Below are 13,366 nucleotides of genomic sequence, written 5' to 3'. Positions count from 1 at the left end.
CGACACACGCACTCAATCGATCGGCTGCGTTCAGCTTCCGGGGTTCAGCGCGGCGAGAGAGGGCCCTTCAAGGCTCGACACAGCGTCGACAAGCTCCGGATCGTCGAATACGGACGCGCGGTCTGGCGGGGTGCGGCTTTCGCCTCGGACCCGCCTTCGCGAACAATCCAGGCTGCCTGGAGGCCGGCATTCAGCGCGCCTAGAACGTCGAGGTCAAAGTCATCGCCGACATGCAGCACCGTGTCGGGCTGCACGCCGGCCCGCCTGGCCGCTTCCAGAAAGATGCGGGGATCGGGTTTCGCGCAACCGAAGGTATCGGCAGCCAAATGGATTCGGAAGAATTCGTCGCAACCGGTCAGCTTCAAGTCGGCATTGCCGTTCGTCACCGCCGCGAGGGGGAATCGGGCGCCCAGCCAGGTCAACGCCGGCCGGACGTCCTCATGGAATTCGACCTTCTGCCGCGCCGCATAGAAGATCCGGTATGCGTCCTCGGCAAGCGCGACGTCCTCGTTCGCCAGTTCCAGGACGAGCCGGATCGAGCCCAGGCGTAAAGCCCGGTAGTTGCCCGCCAGGTCCGGATGCAAGCGCGCGTGTTGATCCCGAAGCGTTCCAAGCGTCCGCCCGCTTCGCAGCACGGCGGCTGTTCCCGGAGCGTGCTCGAGCAGCCAGGCGTGGAGGGCGATTTCCGCACGCTCGACCGCGAGCCTGAAGGACCAGAGCGTGTCGTCCAGATCGAACGAGATGGCCGATACCTTGCCTAGGCGCATAGCGATCGCAGGAGTGGTTTGGCGATCCGCACGTAGTCGGCCGAATCGAGCACCATCGAGCGGTCGAGCCGACCGGCATTGAAGGCGATCTCGTCGAAACGTTCGACCAGTTCGGGGTCGACGATCAGCGTGATGGCCGGCGAGAACGTGAAAGGCGGGATGGCGCCGATGACGCAGCCCGTCTCCCGTTGCGCTTCTTCAGGCGACGCAAGCGTCGCCTTCTTGATCCCCGCGGCGGCGGCCACCCGCTTGAAGTCGAGTTTCCTGTCGCCCGGCAGGATCGCAAGGACCAGCGTGCCGTCGTCGTCCCTGCTCCTGCAGAGCATCGCTTTCGCCCCCTGCCCCGGCGCCGTGCCGCGCACGGCGGCGACCTGATCGGACCGCCCCTCCGCGGGATGCGCGATGACGCGGAACCGGGCCGCTTCGTCTTCGAGCAAGGCAACCAGCGTGTCGAACACCGTGGCCGTCATGCTTGCGCCGCCAACGCGCAGAAACGCGCAAGGTCGATGTTGCCGCCGCTGACCAGCACGCCGACGCGTTTCCCCTTGAGCGCGTCTTTCGCATTCAAGGCAGCCGCGAGCCCCAGGCACCCGGTCGGCTCCACGATCATCTTCATGTAGGCGGCGAAGAACTTCATGGCGTTCACCAGATCGGCATCCGACGCCGTCAGGATGTCATTCACATCGCGTTTGATGATCTCGAACGTGTAGTTTCCGAGATGCTGGGTCTGCGCGCCGTCCGCGATCGTGTTCGGCGTCTCGATATGAACGATTTCGCCGCTCCGGAACGATCGCTGACCGTCGCTGCCGGCCTCCGGCTCGACGCCGTACACGATACAGTGCGGCGCCAAGGCACGGGTCGATAGCGCGCTGCCCGACAGCAGGCCACCGCCGCCCAACGGCACGAACAGGTTGTCGAGCGGGCCCACCTCCTCGAAGAGTTCCTTCGCAGCCGTACCCTGTCCCGACAGGATGTCCGGGTGATCGTAGGGCGGAATCAGCGTGAGGCCGTTTTCGTCCGCGAGACGCCGGCCGATCGCTTCGCGATCCTCGGTGTAGCGGTCGTACACGACCACCTGCGCCCCGTATCCCTTCGTCGCCGCCACTTTCGTCGCGGGCGCATCATGCGGCATCACGATCGTCGCGGGAATGCCGAGAATTTTCGCGGACAGGGCGACCCCCTGGGCATGGTTGCCCGATGAGAACGCGACCACGCCGGCTTTGCGCTGCTCGGGCGAAAATCGCGCGAGCGCATTGAACGCGCCGCGAAACTTGAACGCACCCATGCGTTGGAAGTTCTCGCACTTGAAGAACACTTGCGCGCCCATGATTTCGTTCAGCATGCGCGAGGTCTGAACCGGGGTGCGATGCGCCACGCCGGCGATCCGCGAAGCAGCCGCCTCGACGTCGGCGTAGGTGGGAAGCGCGAAAGTCGTCATGTCGGACTCGAAAGGGAGGAGGTTGACCAAGGCCATGCGATGGACGTTCCGAGATGGTTGTCCTTGGCATGCTCGTACAGAAAGCGCGCAACCGTGAGGTCCTGCAACGCCAGGCCCGTCATATCGAACACGGTGATGTCGCGCGCGGACCGCTCGAAGGCACGCGTGCCGGCAAGGAGGTCGCCGATTTCCGTGCACGGCAGCGACGGCGCCCACTGGCATTCGCCGATGCTGCGCGCCTGAACTTCATCGTCGACGAAAATCCGCGCACGCTCCAGCACGCCATCGGGCAATTCGCGCTTGCCGGCCGTGTCGGCGCCGACGCAGGTGAGATGTGTGCCCGGCTGGACCGCATCGGCCTGGAACAGCGCGCCGTTGCCCGGCGTCGCGGTGATCACGATATCGCTGGCCGCAACGGCATCGTTCCGGTCTTGCGCGACGCCGATGGCGCACCGGTCCTGGAAAGCGGCCTCGAAGGCCGGCTCGGGCTCGCCGGTCGCGCTCACGTAGTGCACCGTGCAGCGGTGCCGCAGGCCTTCCAGGGCGTAGCGAAGCTGAACCCTCGCCTGAACGCCGGTGCCGAAAATGCAGATCCGCGTACTCTCCGGTCGCGCGAACCGTTGCAGCCCCAAGCCTCCCGCCGCGCCCGTGCGCGCGGTGGTGATCGCGTTGCCGTCCATGATGCAGAGCGGCCGCCCCGTCGCGGGATCGAACAGCACGACGGTCGCCTGGTGAGGTTCACCGCCGGCGTTCCGGTTGCCGGGCCAGAAGCCGGCCGCCTTGAAGCCGAGCAGAGCCTGGCTCGCCACTTCGCCGGACTTGATGCCGAATACGCCGCCCGTATGCAACTTCTCGCGCACGACAGGGAAGACTCGGCCGGTTCGCCGACTGTGAAGGGTGAATGCTTCGCGAACCGCCGCCGTGACCTGCTCCGCCTGCAAGGCAGGTTCCACAACATCACGGTCGAGAAGGAGAAGCGTTGCGTCTGTCGGCATGATCGTGGGTGTTTCCGGTCGGATGACTTGGATTATAAATTATTTCCATAAATAGACAAAGTGTACAAATCGATGAACCGAACGCCGCCGGATCAGGAGGACCGAACGCTCCCGTAATCGGGGGCGGATTCAGTACTTGTGTCCGGCGGCGCGGGAGCGTGTTCGTGCGTCCCGGCCGGCGACAATTCGCCCTCCCACTTGGCCACCACGACACTGGCGATGCTGTTGCCCAGGACGTTGGTGGCCGTGCGGCCCATGTCAAGCAGTTGATCGATGCCCATCACCAGCAGCAAGCCCGCTTCCGGCAGGTGGAACATCGGCAGGATCGCGGCCACCACGACCAGCGAGCCTCGCGGAACCGCGGCCATGCCCTTGCTGCTGATCATCAGGATGAGGAGCATCGTGAGCTGCGTGCCGATGGGCATGTGAACGCCGAACGCCTGGGCGATGAAAATCGCCGCGAATGCCTGATAGACCATCGAGCCGTCGAGATTGAACGAGTAGCCAAGCGGCAGCACGAAGCCGACAAGACGCCGATGCACGCCGAACTCGGTCAGCTTTTCCGTCAGGACGGGAAAAGCCGCCTCGCTGCTGGCGGTGGAGAACGCAATCATCATCGGTTCGCGAATCTTCCTGATCAGTTCAGGCATGCGACGGCCCAAGGCGGCATGGCCGGCGAAATAGAGCACCGTCCACAAGGCGAACAATGCGACGTAGAACCAGCCGATGAGCCTGCCGTAGGTGACGATGACGCCCAGGCCCTGCACGGTCACGACACCCGCGATGGCGGAAAGGATGCCGAGCGGCGCGAACGCCATCACGGCGTTCGTCGCACGCAGCATCGTCTCCATCAGCCCGTCGACGGCACGCTTCAGGACCACGCCCGATTCTCCCGGAACCTTTCCCAGCGCGATGCCGAAAAACAGCGAGAACACCAGGATCTGCATGATCTGGTTGCTCGCCATCGCTTCGACCATGCTGCTCGGGACGATGTGCGTCAGGAAGTCCTTTGCGTTGAGCGCGCTCGTTTGCAGATGGGTCGACGCATCCGCGGGTGGCAGCGGCAGGTTGAGGCTGGAACCGGGTTTCGCGATGTTGACGAACAGCAGGCCGATGCCGAGCGACACGAGGGAGGCCGCGATGAACCAGCCAAGCGCCTTCGCGCCAATCCGTCCGATCGATTTTCCGCTGTCCATGCCGGCAATGCCGGAGACGAGCGTCGCGAAGACCAGCGGCGCGATGATCATCTTGACCATGTGCAGGAAAATCGTCGTCACCACGCCGAAGTCGGCGGCAATTGCCTTGGCGGCGGCTTCGTCCGCGGCATATTGATGGCAGGCATAGCCGATGGCGATGCCGAGGATCATGCCGAGCAGAATCCAATGGGCCAGCTTCCACTTTTTCATGATGGTGCCTCCTTCGATCCTTTGCTGTCTCAACGGGCCGACGCCAAGGCGACGGCTTCCACTTCGATGGCCGCGCCGTAGTGCAGGGAGGCGGATTCCGCCACCGCCCGAGCGGGCCGGTGGGAGCCGATCCAATCGGCATAGAGCCCGTTGAAAGCGGGCCAGTGCGCGATGTCGGACACGAAGACCCGAACCTGAACCAGATCGTCACGCGTGACGCGAGCGGCTTTCAAGGCCGCATCGACGTTGCGCAGCACCTGCTTCGCCTGCGTGTCGAAGGGCGCGTCGCTCAGCGGCCGGCCCGTGGCGTCGATCGGCAATTGACCGGAGACGAATACCCAGCCGTTCGCGATGCAAACGTGCGAGTAGTGCCCGGCTGGCGGCGTCATGTCGGGGGCATTGACACACGCAATGGCGGAAGTTCGGGGCTGGATGGACATGCGTTGACTCCTGTGCGACGGCGTTTGATCGGGGAGAGGCGGCAACCGCGGAAAGCACCTGCGATGGTCGGCAGGCGATCCGCTCACGAGACGGGATTCAGTACGTCGACTCGAAAGCGCGCTGGATCTGGTCCGGCGAGGTCACGCCGTTGGCGATGAGCAACTGAGCGAGAACGCGCGACTTCTGAGGGTTCAGGTCATGGGAAACGACGAAGCCGCGCTTGTCGTCGGGCACCTCGACATTCCGATTGACGAAGCCGCTGCCGACACGCGTGGAACGGATCACGACGATGCCTTTACGCGCGGCCGATTCCATCGCGTCCAACGCGGCCCTCGACGCGTTTCCATCCCCGACGCCCGCGAGCACGATGCCCTTTGCGTCGTGCCGGACAGCATCCTGGATCTGCGTCGCGTCCATGTCCGCGTGCGCATACACGATGTCCACCCGGGGCAGCCCGCCGCTTGGCAGTCCAAATGCTTTCCTGTGAACGGTCGGCGCGGGAGAGAGGTAGCGGATCGAGGCGGGGTCGACATAACCGAGCGGGCCGGCGTTCGGATTCCGGAACGTCTGTACCGACGTCGTGTTGGCCTTGGTCGCCCAACGCGGGCTGTTGATCGTGTCGTTCATCACCATCAGCACGCCGCGGTCGGCGGATTGCGGGCTGGCGGCGACTTCCACCGCTTCGTACAGATTCATCGGGCCGTCGGCGCTCGCCGCTTCCGCCGGGCGCATGGAACCCACGAGAACGACCGGCGTGCCGGTGGAGAGGACGCGATCGAGGAAGAAGCCGGTTTCTTCCATCGTGTCCGTGCCGTGCGTAATCACGATGCCGTCGGCCTCGTTCCGGTCGACGGCCTGCTTGATGCGGTTCGCGAGCCGATACCAGATCGCGCTGTTCATGTCCTGCGAGCCGATGTTCGAAATCTGTTCCGCCTGGATGGACGCGATCTTGCCAAGACCGGGGACGCTCGCGACGAGCTGATCGCCGCGAATGCCGCCGGCGTTGTAGCCGATCGCCGAGCGCGGATCAGACGTGCTTGCGATCGTGCCGCCCGTCGCCAGCACGAGAATCCTCGGCAGGCCGCGCGGTGAATTCGCGCCGGGCTGCTGTGCGCCGGCCGCTGTCGCGACGGCCCCGATCGTCAGCGTCAAAAGCGCCGTACGAAGCCCTCGCGTCAAGACGTCCCGGCGTAGATGTTGCTTGTGCATGGCAGATCTCCTGGTATCGATTCGGGGACCGAGCGCGGTATGCGAGAAAGTCGTGGGCCGACGCAAGATCTGGATGCATTGTCCATATTTAGACATTAAGTAAAAATAAGGGATTGCGCGAATTTCCCCTCGTGCGCCGAGGGGCTATACAATGTGACGATATCTAGATGAATCGTCCAATGGCCAAGAGAAAACTCACCCGCGAGCAGCAGACAATCCTCGAACAGGTCGAGCACATCGCAGCGGGATTGGGCGAAACGCTCGCCCCATTCACGGAGGTGGTGGTTCACGACCTCCTTCATCCGAAAAACGCGATCCTCGCGATACATAACAACCTGTCCGGACGCCAGGTCGGCGATCCCGCGACCGAACTCGGCCTCGCGCGGATCGCCGATGCCGAGTATCCGCAGGTTCTGGCCAATTACGCCAATCGTTTCGCGGATGGCCGGCAGGCCAAGAGCACGTCGATCGGCATCAAGGATTCGGATGGGCACTACATTGCCGCGCTCTGTCTGAACGTCGACGTGACGCTGTTTCGCAGCATCGCCAGCATGCTGGAACAGTTTTCCGCGCTCGGGAGCGACGGGGCCAAGGAATCGCTTGACCCATCGAGCGCGGAGTCCCTGCGCGAACGGATCGATCGATTCGCGGTCGGGCTCGCGACGACACCCCAGGCGCTGCGCACCGACCAACGCAGGGCGCTGATGCAAGCGCTCAGGGATGAGGGCTACCTCGATCTGCGACGGTCGATGGAGACGGTCGCGCAACACCTGGGTGTATCGCGAGCGACTGTCTACAACGACGCGAAGTAAGAAAAATGCCGCATGTCGCGGCATTTTTTTGGAGCATGCTTGCCGACCACGGCATCGAGGAGGATCCCGGGCAGCCGCGTTGGCGCATCAGCATCTGTATTGCGATCCGTGTATTGGCGTAGTCAGCCAGGGCCCGTCAATAGAGCGACGACACCGCGTCGATCGAATGCCATGCAGCGGCGGCGAGGGCTTCACGGTACTTCGCGGGCGACGTCCGGACACGTTTGGCCAGCCAGGCGCGGCAATAGCTTTCCGACTGTCCGACGAGCAGGGACAACAGCAACTCGAGCGGGCATGTCGTGAACGCTTCCCGCCGGCCGGGCTGATGAAACCAGACGAGCATCGTCTTGTTCCGTTCCTTGCTCCGGCTCGCCAACTCGGCGCCGTAAGGACCTTGAGACAGGAACGTGTGCGCCCGGAATTTGAACCGGGCCAGTTCCGGTTCGGCCACGACCCAGTCGACATAGGCAAAGACGATCGCCTGAATCCCCTCCTGCACTGAATTTGCCTGCCCCAGATAGCGCGCTGTCAGATCGGACAGATCGTCTTGTCCGCAATGGAACAGGGCGGCAACGATGCCATCCTTATTCGTGAAGTGGTGATAGATCGCCCCCACGCTGGTCTCGCATCGATCCTTGATCACCTCGATCGTGGTGGTGTCGATGCCCTGGGTGTTGAAGCAATCGAGCGCGGTCGCAAGAATCTCGCGTTTGAGCTGCGCGCGTCGCCCGGGATAGTGGCGCTCGAGAACGGTCTGAACGGACAAGCTGGCTCCCGATAGGGCTGCGGTTTTAGAGCATCGCCACTGTGGACGACCCCGTCGATCTGTTGACACGAAATTCTACATTGGAGCAATATTCCGTTACAGAATAATATTCTGTTCTTATAGGAGATGAACGTGAGTCAGGTTCTCGATTTCTTCAAGATGGCTGGGGCCGAGCAACTCAGCAAGCTGGTGTGTCAGCAAGCCCCGTATTTCGGTTCCATCGCGCCGACGGTCGTGGCATTGGAGCCCGGCCGCGCCGAGGCGCGCGTGCCGTTTCGTCACGAAATCACCAATCACCTGGGCACCGTGCATGCGATTGCGCTGTGCAACGCGGCGGAACTGGTCGGCGGGTTGATGACTGAAGTGTCGATTCCGGCGGGCGCGAAATGGATCCCGCGCGGCATGCAGGTGGCCTATCTCGCCAAGGCCAAGTCAGACGTGACTGCCATTGCGGATGGCGCCGGCGTCGACTGGTCCTCGGGCGGCGATGTGGTCGTGCCGGTGGAGATCGTGGATACCGAGGGCCAAAAGGTGTTTACCGCGCACATCACCATGAACGTCAAGCTGCCAGGCTGAGCTCACATGCGTCGCCGCGCGCTGTGTGTGCGGCATGATCCACCTGGGTTTCAGGAGCGGATCCCGCAAAAGCGCCTGCTGATATCGGCAAGCACAGCGGATGCTTATTCCTTGAGAGCGGTGTGAGGACGGCTCGGGTCGTCATTCCCGCGCACACCTCGAAGACCGACGGCCGGCACGATTCAATGATCGTGCCGGCGCACGGGGATCAGGATTCAGCCAAGCCTCTCTCAGCCGGTACGCCCATCCAACGCAATGTTGGTGGTGCTGTCTTGCCGGCGATCCTTTCCGAATGCCGACGTATCGAATCCCGACATCCGAGCGACGAGTAGTCGAATGAGCGCCGTCGCTTCATTGGATTGGGCGTGGGCGATCGAGATATTTAGGAATCGGATTGATTGATCCCGCGGCCGTTATTTTGAATATGCGCCTGTGCAATTCGCTTCCGGAGTTCTCTTACAAGTGTAATGGTCAGTTGTAAGACAACTTCATCACAAGTAGAGATAAATACGGATTGTCCCTACCAGGGTGGTGGCGGCAAAGTTGTATGTACAACTTGGGCGGCCATTTTCGGGTGCGCGCATCGCACAGGTTGCGTGGGTTCGCATCGCCAAGGCGGGTTCGGACTCAACCGAAATCTCCTTTGCCATCACTGGAAACATCATGAAGAAACTCGCCCTCAGCTTGGTCCTGGCCTGCGTCGCCGTGGGAGTGCATGCGAAAGATTGGTCGACGATCCGCTTCGGCGTCGATGCCAGCTATCCGCCGTTCGAATCGAAGGGAACGGACGGCAAGGTCGCCGGCTTCGACATCGACCTCGGCAATGAAATCTGCGCGCGCCTGAAGGCGAAATGCGTCTGGATCGAAAACGACTTCGACGGCATGATCCCGGCCCTGAAGGCGAAGAAGTTCGACGGTGTGCTGTCGTCGATGACGATGACGCCGCAACGTGAAGAACAGATCGATTTTTCAGACAAATTATTCAGTACCCCTACTCGCCTCGTCGCGAAGAAGGGATCGCCGGTGGCGCCGACCCTGGACTCGCTGAAAGGCAAGACGGTGGGCGTCGAACAAGGGACGACCCAGGAAGCCTACGCGAAAGCGCATTGGGCGCCGAACGGGGTGCAGGTCGTGCCGTACCAGAATCAGGATCAGGTCTACCAGGATCTGATCTCCGGCCGTCTCGACGCGGCGCTGCAGGACGCGGTGCAAGCCGATGTCGGGTTCCTCAAGACGCCGCGCGGCGCCGGATTCCAGTTCGCCGGCGGCGATATCGTCGACCCGAAGACCTTGGGCAGCGGCGCGGGCATCGGCCTGCGCAAGGAAGACACCGATCTGAAAGCGAAGATCAACCAGGCGATCACCGACATCGTGAAGGACGGCACGTACAAGAAGCTCGAGAAGAAGTACTTCGCGTTCGACGTCTACGGCAGCTGACCGTATTGCGCCGCCTGCGGCCGCGGGCGCCTGTCTCTTTCTGGATGCGCTGACATGATCTTCCAAGGATTTGGCCCGCTGCTGTGGGCCGGCACGGTCGAGACCGTGAAACTCGCGGTGTTGTCGCTTGCCGCGTCGCTCGTGCTCGGGCTCGCCGGTGCCGCCGCGAAGCTGTCGACGAACCGCGCGCTGGCGACGCTCGGCAAGTTCTATACGACGCTGATCCGCGCCGTACCCGATCTCGTGCTGATGCTGTTGCTGTTCTACGGCATACAGATCCTGCTCAACCATTGCACCGATCTGGTCGGCTGGGACCAGATCGACATCGATCCGTTCGTCGCGGGTGTGTTGACGCTCGGCTTCATCTACGGGGCGTACTTCACCGAGACGTTCCGCGGCGCATTCCTGTCGGTGCCGCGCGGCCAGATCGAAGCCGGCTTCGCGTACGGCATGAGCGGCTGGCGCGTGTTCCGGCGCATTCTGTTTCCGCAGATGATGCGTTTCGCGATGCCCGGCATCGGCAATAACTGGCAGGTGCTCGTGAAAGCGACGGCGCTGGTGTCGATCATCGGTCTGGCCGATATCGTGAAAGCCTCGCAGGATGCCGGCAAGAGTACGTTGAATTTCTTCTTCTTCACGCTGGCGGCGGGGGCGATTTATCTTGCGATCACCACCGTGTCCAATGTCGTGTTGTATCACCTCGAAAAGCGCTATTCAGTCGGCGTCCGGAGGCTCTCATTGTGATCGAGATCGTTCGCCAGTACTGGCAAAGCTATCTGTATACCGACGGCTATCGCCTCAGCGGCCTGGCCATTACGCTGTGGCTCCTGGTGGTGTCGATCGGGCTGGGTTTCTGCCTCGCCATCCCGCTGGCGATCGCGCGAGCGTCGAGCAATCGCTGGCTGTCGAGATCGGTATGGCTCTACACCTATGTCTTCCGCGGCACGCCGCTGTATGTGCAGTTGCTGATGTGTTACACGGGCATCTACAGCCTGCAGGTCGTGCACAACCACGTGCTGCTCGATACGTTCTTTCGCAACGCGATGAACTGCACGCTGCTCGCCTTCACGCTGAACGAGTGCGCGTATGCAACGGAGATTTTCGCGGGCGCGATCAAGTCGACGGCCGTGGGCGAGATCGAGGCGGGCGTCGCCTATGGGATGTCGCGTTTCAAGCTCTATACGAGGATCATCCTGCCCTCCGCACTGCGTCGCTCCCTGCCGAGCTACAGCAATGAAGTGATTCTGATGCTGCATGCGACGACGCTCGCTTTCACGGCGACGGTGCCCGACATCCTGAAGGTGACGCGCGACGTCAATTCGGCGACCTATATGTCGTTCCAGGCGTATGGCATCGCGGCGCTGCTCTATGCGGCGGTCGTTTTCGCGCTCATCTGGATGTTCCGCAGGTTGGAGATGCGCTGGCTTGCCTATCTGGCGCCGCGCGGCCATTGACGACCGGGCCGGCCTTACCCGATTCACGAAGGAAGCATTTGTATGTATAAGCTCAGCGTTGAAAATCTGCACAAGAAGTTTGGCGACAACGAGGTGCTGAAGGGCGTCTCGCTGAACGCGAAGCCGGGCGACGTGATCAGCATCATCGGGTCGAGCGGCTCGGGTAAAAGCACGTTCCTGCGCTGCATCAACTTTCTCGAACAACCCTGCTCCGGGCAGATCACGGTGGGCGGGGAGGTGATCAGGACCGAACTCGACAGTAACGGCGGGCTGCGCGTGGCCGATCGGAAGCAGCTGCAGCGCATGCGCACGAAGCTTTCCATGGTGTTCCAGCATTTCAACCTGTGGGCGCACATGACGGTGATCGAGAACATCATCGAAGCACCGATCGCGGTGCTGGGGCTCGACAAGGAAGCGGCGACGGCCAGGGCGCGCAAATATCTGGAGAAGGTCGGCTTGCAGCCGCGCGTCGAAGGCATGTATCCGTCGCATCTGTCAGGCGGACAGCAGCAGCGCGTCGCGATCGCGCGCGCGCTCGCGATGGAGCCGGAAGTGATGCTGTTCGACGAGCCGACCTCGGCGCTCGATCCGGAGCTGGTCGGCGAAGTGCTGAAGGTCATGCAGGCGCTCGCGGAGGAAGGCCGGACGATGGTGGTCGTCACGCACGAGATGGGGTTTGCGCGGAACGTGTCCAATCATGTGATCTTCCTGCATCAGGGCAAGATCGAGGAGGAGGGGCCGCCGCAGGAGATTCTCGTCGAGCCGAAGTGCGAGCGGCTGAAGCAGTTCTTGTCGGGACGCTTGAAGTGAGGGAGGAGGGTTCGTCGGGCGGACGCGCGGCTGGGCCGCTCCGATCGATCGCGCGCTCGACGTGGCAGAGGGGCTGCGATCATTTTCCGCTCGGCACCAGGCGGAAAATCGATCGCATTGCCCGTCTCGGCGACGGCCCGATACAGGTATCGCGATGCGCAGGATGACGGCCGGTGGAAGCGGGCACCGGGTAATCCGCCGCGCATGAGCGATCCGACAAATAGCCGGAATGTTCCGGCCAACGGTTCATCAAGTTGTGTTCTCGCTGGCCAGGATGCGCTTCAAGGTGCGTGGATGCACATTGAAATGGGCTGCGACATCCATGATCGATTTTCGTTTCAACAAGGTCAGCGCTTGTGCGCGCTGTTTGTCATCGAGAGCCGGCTTGCGGCCGATCGGTTTTCCTCGGGCGCGCGCCGCAGCCATTCCGGCGCGGGTGCGTTCGCTGATGAGACTGCGTTCGAATTGCGCAAGCGCAGCCATCAGATGAAAAATCAGCACGCCGCTCGAGGAGTTGGTATTGATCGACTCCATGATCGAGGCGAATTGGATATTCCGGCCGTCCAGATGCGTGACCAGATCGATGAGTTTGCTCAACGAACGGCCGAGGCGATCCAGCCGCCATACCATCAATGTGTCACCGGCGGACATCGTCTCGAGGGCAGCGTCGAGACCGGGGCGCGAAAAATCGGCGCCTGAAATCCCCTGATCCGTATGGATCGTGTCGCAGCCTGCACGGGTCAATGCATCTATTTGAAGTTCGAGATTCTGCTCGTCAGTGGAAACACGTGCGTAGCCGACGATCATATCCGCTCCCGCAAATCTGACAATCCCGACGTCAAGCCGCGCTGTCGGCAATGTGCCGGAACGCGTGCGTTCGGTTGGAATGCCGTCGGTCGACGGTCGTTCTTTGCTGTATTCAAGGTACTCAAATTCATCTCTCGGTAGAGTGGGTCTGCTGCCCGGCTGGTCAAGTCGCGAAGTTGATTGCTGTGTCGAGCGCATCTCAGTGTCGGTCGACGCTCTTCTTCCATTCGTCTCGATCTCGTGGCCGCCAGCATCGGCAGGATGCGTCGCGGTTGGCCTCGAAAATTCAGTCGGGTCTTTTTGTCTATTTAAAAAAATTTGTCTAATGAAGTTACTTTTTTGCTAGTAAAAACCCTTAAAAAAATAAAATAAAAAGGTCAAAAATGTTTCAATAATGAACAGTTTTTCCTGACAAAATCGTCCAATCGTTAAGAAGAGTTAACGCGGA

At 61.9% G+C, this 13,366-nt stretch carries 15 protein-coding genes; 6 read left to right on the top strand and 9 right to left on the bottom strand.

The features are described from left to right. Positions 1 to 44: 44 nt before the first annotated feature. The 7 genes from Bsp3421_RS04535 to Bsp3421_RS04505 form a co-directional block, all read right to left on the bottom strand. Positions 45 to 767 carry an HAD family hydrolase gene (locus Bsp3421_RS04535; protein WP_273997148.1) on the bottom strand — a complete coding sequence of 241 codons (723 nt, stop codon included), beginning with the start codon at positions 765 to 767 and terminating at the stop codon, positions 45 to 47. Then, positions 758 to 1,237 (bottom strand): YbaK/prolyl-tRNA synthetase associated domain-containing protein, encoded by a 480-nt coding sequence (locus Bsp3421_RS04530; RefSeq protein WP_273997147.1) that lies wholly within the window; start codon positions 1,235 to 1,237, stop codon positions 758 to 760. The genes Bsp3421_RS04535 and Bsp3421_RS04530 overlap by 10 nt, the downstream gene beginning before the upstream one ends. Beyond that, a complete protein-coding gene (locus Bsp3421_RS04525) occupies positions 1,234 to 2,205 on the bottom strand; it encodes a threo-3-hydroxy-L-aspartate ammonia-lyase (RefSeq protein WP_273997146.1) in 972 nt (323 codons plus the stop codon). The genes Bsp3421_RS04530 and Bsp3421_RS04525 overlap by 4 nt, the downstream gene beginning before the upstream one ends. After that, positions 2,202 to 3,200, bottom strand: coding sequence for an ornithine cyclodeaminase family protein (locus tag Bsp3421_RS04520; RefSeq protein WP_273997145.1), 999 nt, complete (start codon positions 3,198 to 3,200; stop codon positions 2,202 to 2,204). The genes Bsp3421_RS04525 and Bsp3421_RS04520 overlap by 4 nt, the downstream gene beginning before the upstream one ends. Before the next feature lie 92 nt (positions 3,201 to 3,292). Then, on the bottom strand, positions 3,293 to 4,606 hold the full coding sequence (locus tag Bsp3421_RS04515; RefSeq protein ID WP_273997144.1) for a dicarboxylate/amino acid:cation symporter: 1,314 nt from the start codon (positions 4,604 to 4,606) through the stop codon (positions 3,293 to 3,295). 29 nt (positions 4,607 to 4,635) lie between these two features. Then, positions 4,636 to 5,046, bottom strand: a complete 411-nt coding sequence (locus Bsp3421_RS04510) for a RidA family protein (protein ID WP_273997143.1) — start codon at positions 5,044 to 5,046, stop codon at positions 4,636 to 4,638. A gap of 97 nt (positions 5,047 to 5,143) precedes the next feature. Beyond that, on the bottom strand, positions 5,144 to 6,256 hold the full coding sequence (locus tag Bsp3421_RS04505; RefSeq protein ID WP_273997142.1) for an asparaginase: 1,113 nt from the start codon (positions 6,254 to 6,256) through the stop codon (positions 5,144 to 5,146). Between the two features lie 179 nt (positions 6,257 to 6,435). Between Bsp3421_RS04505 and Bsp3421_RS04500 the strand changes: the two genes are divergently transcribed. Then, a complete protein-coding gene (locus tag Bsp3421_RS04500; RefSeq protein ID WP_273998279.1) occupies positions 6,436 to 7,068 on the top strand; it encodes a helix-turn-helix transcriptional regulator in 633 nt (210 codons plus the stop codon). 136 nt (positions 7,069 to 7,204) lie between these two features. Here the strand turns inward: Bsp3421_RS04500 and Bsp3421_RS04495 are convergent, their stop codons facing one another. Next, positions 7,205 to 7,834, bottom strand: a complete 630-nt coding sequence (locus tag Bsp3421_RS04495) for a TetR/AcrR family transcriptional regulator (RefSeq protein WP_273997141.1) — start codon at positions 7,832 to 7,834, stop codon at positions 7,205 to 7,207. Between the two features lie 132 nt (positions 7,835 to 7,966). Between Bsp3421_RS04495 and Bsp3421_RS04490 the strand changes: the two genes are divergently transcribed. The 5 genes from Bsp3421_RS04490 to Bsp3421_RS04470 all read left to right on the top strand — a co-directional run bounded on the left by Bsp3421_RS04490 (position 7,967) and on the right by Bsp3421_RS04470 (position 12,111). Next, a complete protein-coding gene (locus tag Bsp3421_RS04490) occupies positions 7,967 to 8,410 on the top strand; it encodes a hotdog fold domain-containing protein (RefSeq protein WP_273997140.1) in 444 nt (147 codons plus the stop codon). Between the two features lie 663 nt (positions 8,411 to 9,073). Beyond that, entirely contained in the window at positions 9,074 to 9,847 is a 774-nt protein-coding gene (locus Bsp3421_RS04485; protein ID WP_273998278.1) for an ABC transporter substrate-binding protein, read from the top strand. 54 nt (positions 9,848 to 9,901) lie between these two features. After that, on the top strand, positions 9,902 to 10,591 hold the full coding sequence (locus tag Bsp3421_RS04480; RefSeq protein ID WP_273997139.1) for an ABC transporter permease: 690 nt from the start codon (positions 9,902 to 9,904) through the stop codon (positions 10,589 to 10,591). Beyond that, complete coding sequence (locus tag Bsp3421_RS04475; RefSeq protein ID WP_273997138.1) at positions 10,588 to 11,301, top strand: ABC transporter permease; 714 nt, start codon at positions 10,588 to 10,590, stop codon at positions 11,299 to 11,301. The genes Bsp3421_RS04480 and Bsp3421_RS04475 overlap by 4 nt, the downstream gene beginning before the upstream one ends. Positions 11,302 to 11,343: 42 nt before the next feature. Further along, the gene (locus tag Bsp3421_RS04470) at positions 11,344 to 12,111 is read left to right on the top strand and encodes an ABC transporter ATP-binding protein (RefSeq protein WP_273997137.1); all 768 of its coding nucleotides are present in this window, start codon (positions 11,344 to 11,346) and stop codon (positions 12,109 to 12,111) included. Between the two features lie 249 nt (positions 12,112 to 12,360). On the opposite strand, the gene Bsp3421_RS04465 is transcribed toward Bsp3421_RS04470, so the two are convergent. Continuing rightward, positions 12,361 to 12,918, bottom strand: coding sequence for a recombinase family protein (locus Bsp3421_RS04465; protein WP_273997136.1), 558 nt, complete (start codon positions 12,916 to 12,918; stop codon positions 12,361 to 12,363). Between the last annotated feature and the right edge of the window lie 448 nt (positions 12,919 to 13,366).

This window comes from Burkholderia sp. FERM BP-3421, assembly GCF_028657905.1.
In the GTDB taxonomy this organism is placed as follows: Bacteria; Pseudomonadota; Gammaproteobacteria; order Burkholderiales; family Burkholderiaceae; genus Burkholderia.
This window is presented reverse-complemented; position numbering and strand designations above follow the sequence as displayed.

What these genes read in the sequence shown, in the direction of transcription:
- Bsp3421_RS04515 (WP_273997144.1), bottom strand. Translation starts at nt 4,606, where the DNA reads ATGAAAAAGTGGAAGCTGGCCCATTGGATTCTGCTCGGCATGATCCTC.
- Bsp3421_RS04535 (WP_273997148.1), bottom strand. Translation starts at nt 767, where the DNA reads ATGCGCCTAGGCAAGGTATCGGCCATCTCGTTCGATCTGGACGACACG.
- Bsp3421_RS04500 (WP_273998279.1), top strand. Translation starts at nt 6,436, where the DNA reads ATGGCCAAGAGAAAACTCACCCGCGAGCAGCAGACAATCCTCGAACAG.
- Bsp3421_RS04520 (WP_273997145.1), bottom strand. Translation starts at nt 3,200, where the DNA reads ATGCCGACAGACGCAACGCTTCTCCTTCTCGACCGTGATGTTGTGGAA.
- Bsp3421_RS04530 (WP_273997147.1), bottom strand. Translation starts at nt 1,237, where the DNA reads ATGACGGCCACGGTGTTCGACACGCTGGTTGCCTTGCTCGAAGACGAA.
- Bsp3421_RS04505 (WP_273997142.1), bottom strand. Translation starts at nt 6,256, where the DNA reads ATGCACAAGCAACATCTACGCCGGGACGTCTTGACGCGAGGGCTTCGT.
- Bsp3421_RS04485 (WP_273998278.1), top strand. Translation starts at nt 9,074, where the DNA reads ATGAAGAAACTCGCCCTCAGCTTGGTCCTGGCCTGCGTCGCCGTGGGA.
- Bsp3421_RS04510 (WP_273997143.1), bottom strand. Translation starts at nt 5,046, where the DNA reads ATGTCCATCCAGCCCCGAACTTCCGCCATTGCGTGTGTCAATGCCCCC.
- Bsp3421_RS04465 (WP_273997136.1), bottom strand. Translation starts at nt 12,918, where the DNA reads ATGATCGTCGGCTACGCACGTGTTTCCACTGACGAGCAGAATCTCGAA.
- Bsp3421_RS04480 (WP_273997139.1), top strand. Translation starts at nt 9,902, where the DNA reads ATGATCTTCCAAGGATTTGGCCCGCTGCTGTGGGCCGGCACGGTCGAG.
- Bsp3421_RS04525 (WP_273997146.1), bottom strand. Translation starts at nt 2,205, where the DNA reads ATGACGACTTTCGCGCTTCCCACCTACGCCGACGTCGAGGCGGCTGCT.
- Bsp3421_RS04470 (WP_273997137.1), top strand. Translation starts at nt 11,344, where the DNA reads ATGTATAAGCTCAGCGTTGAAAATCTGCACAAGAAGTTTGGCGACAAC.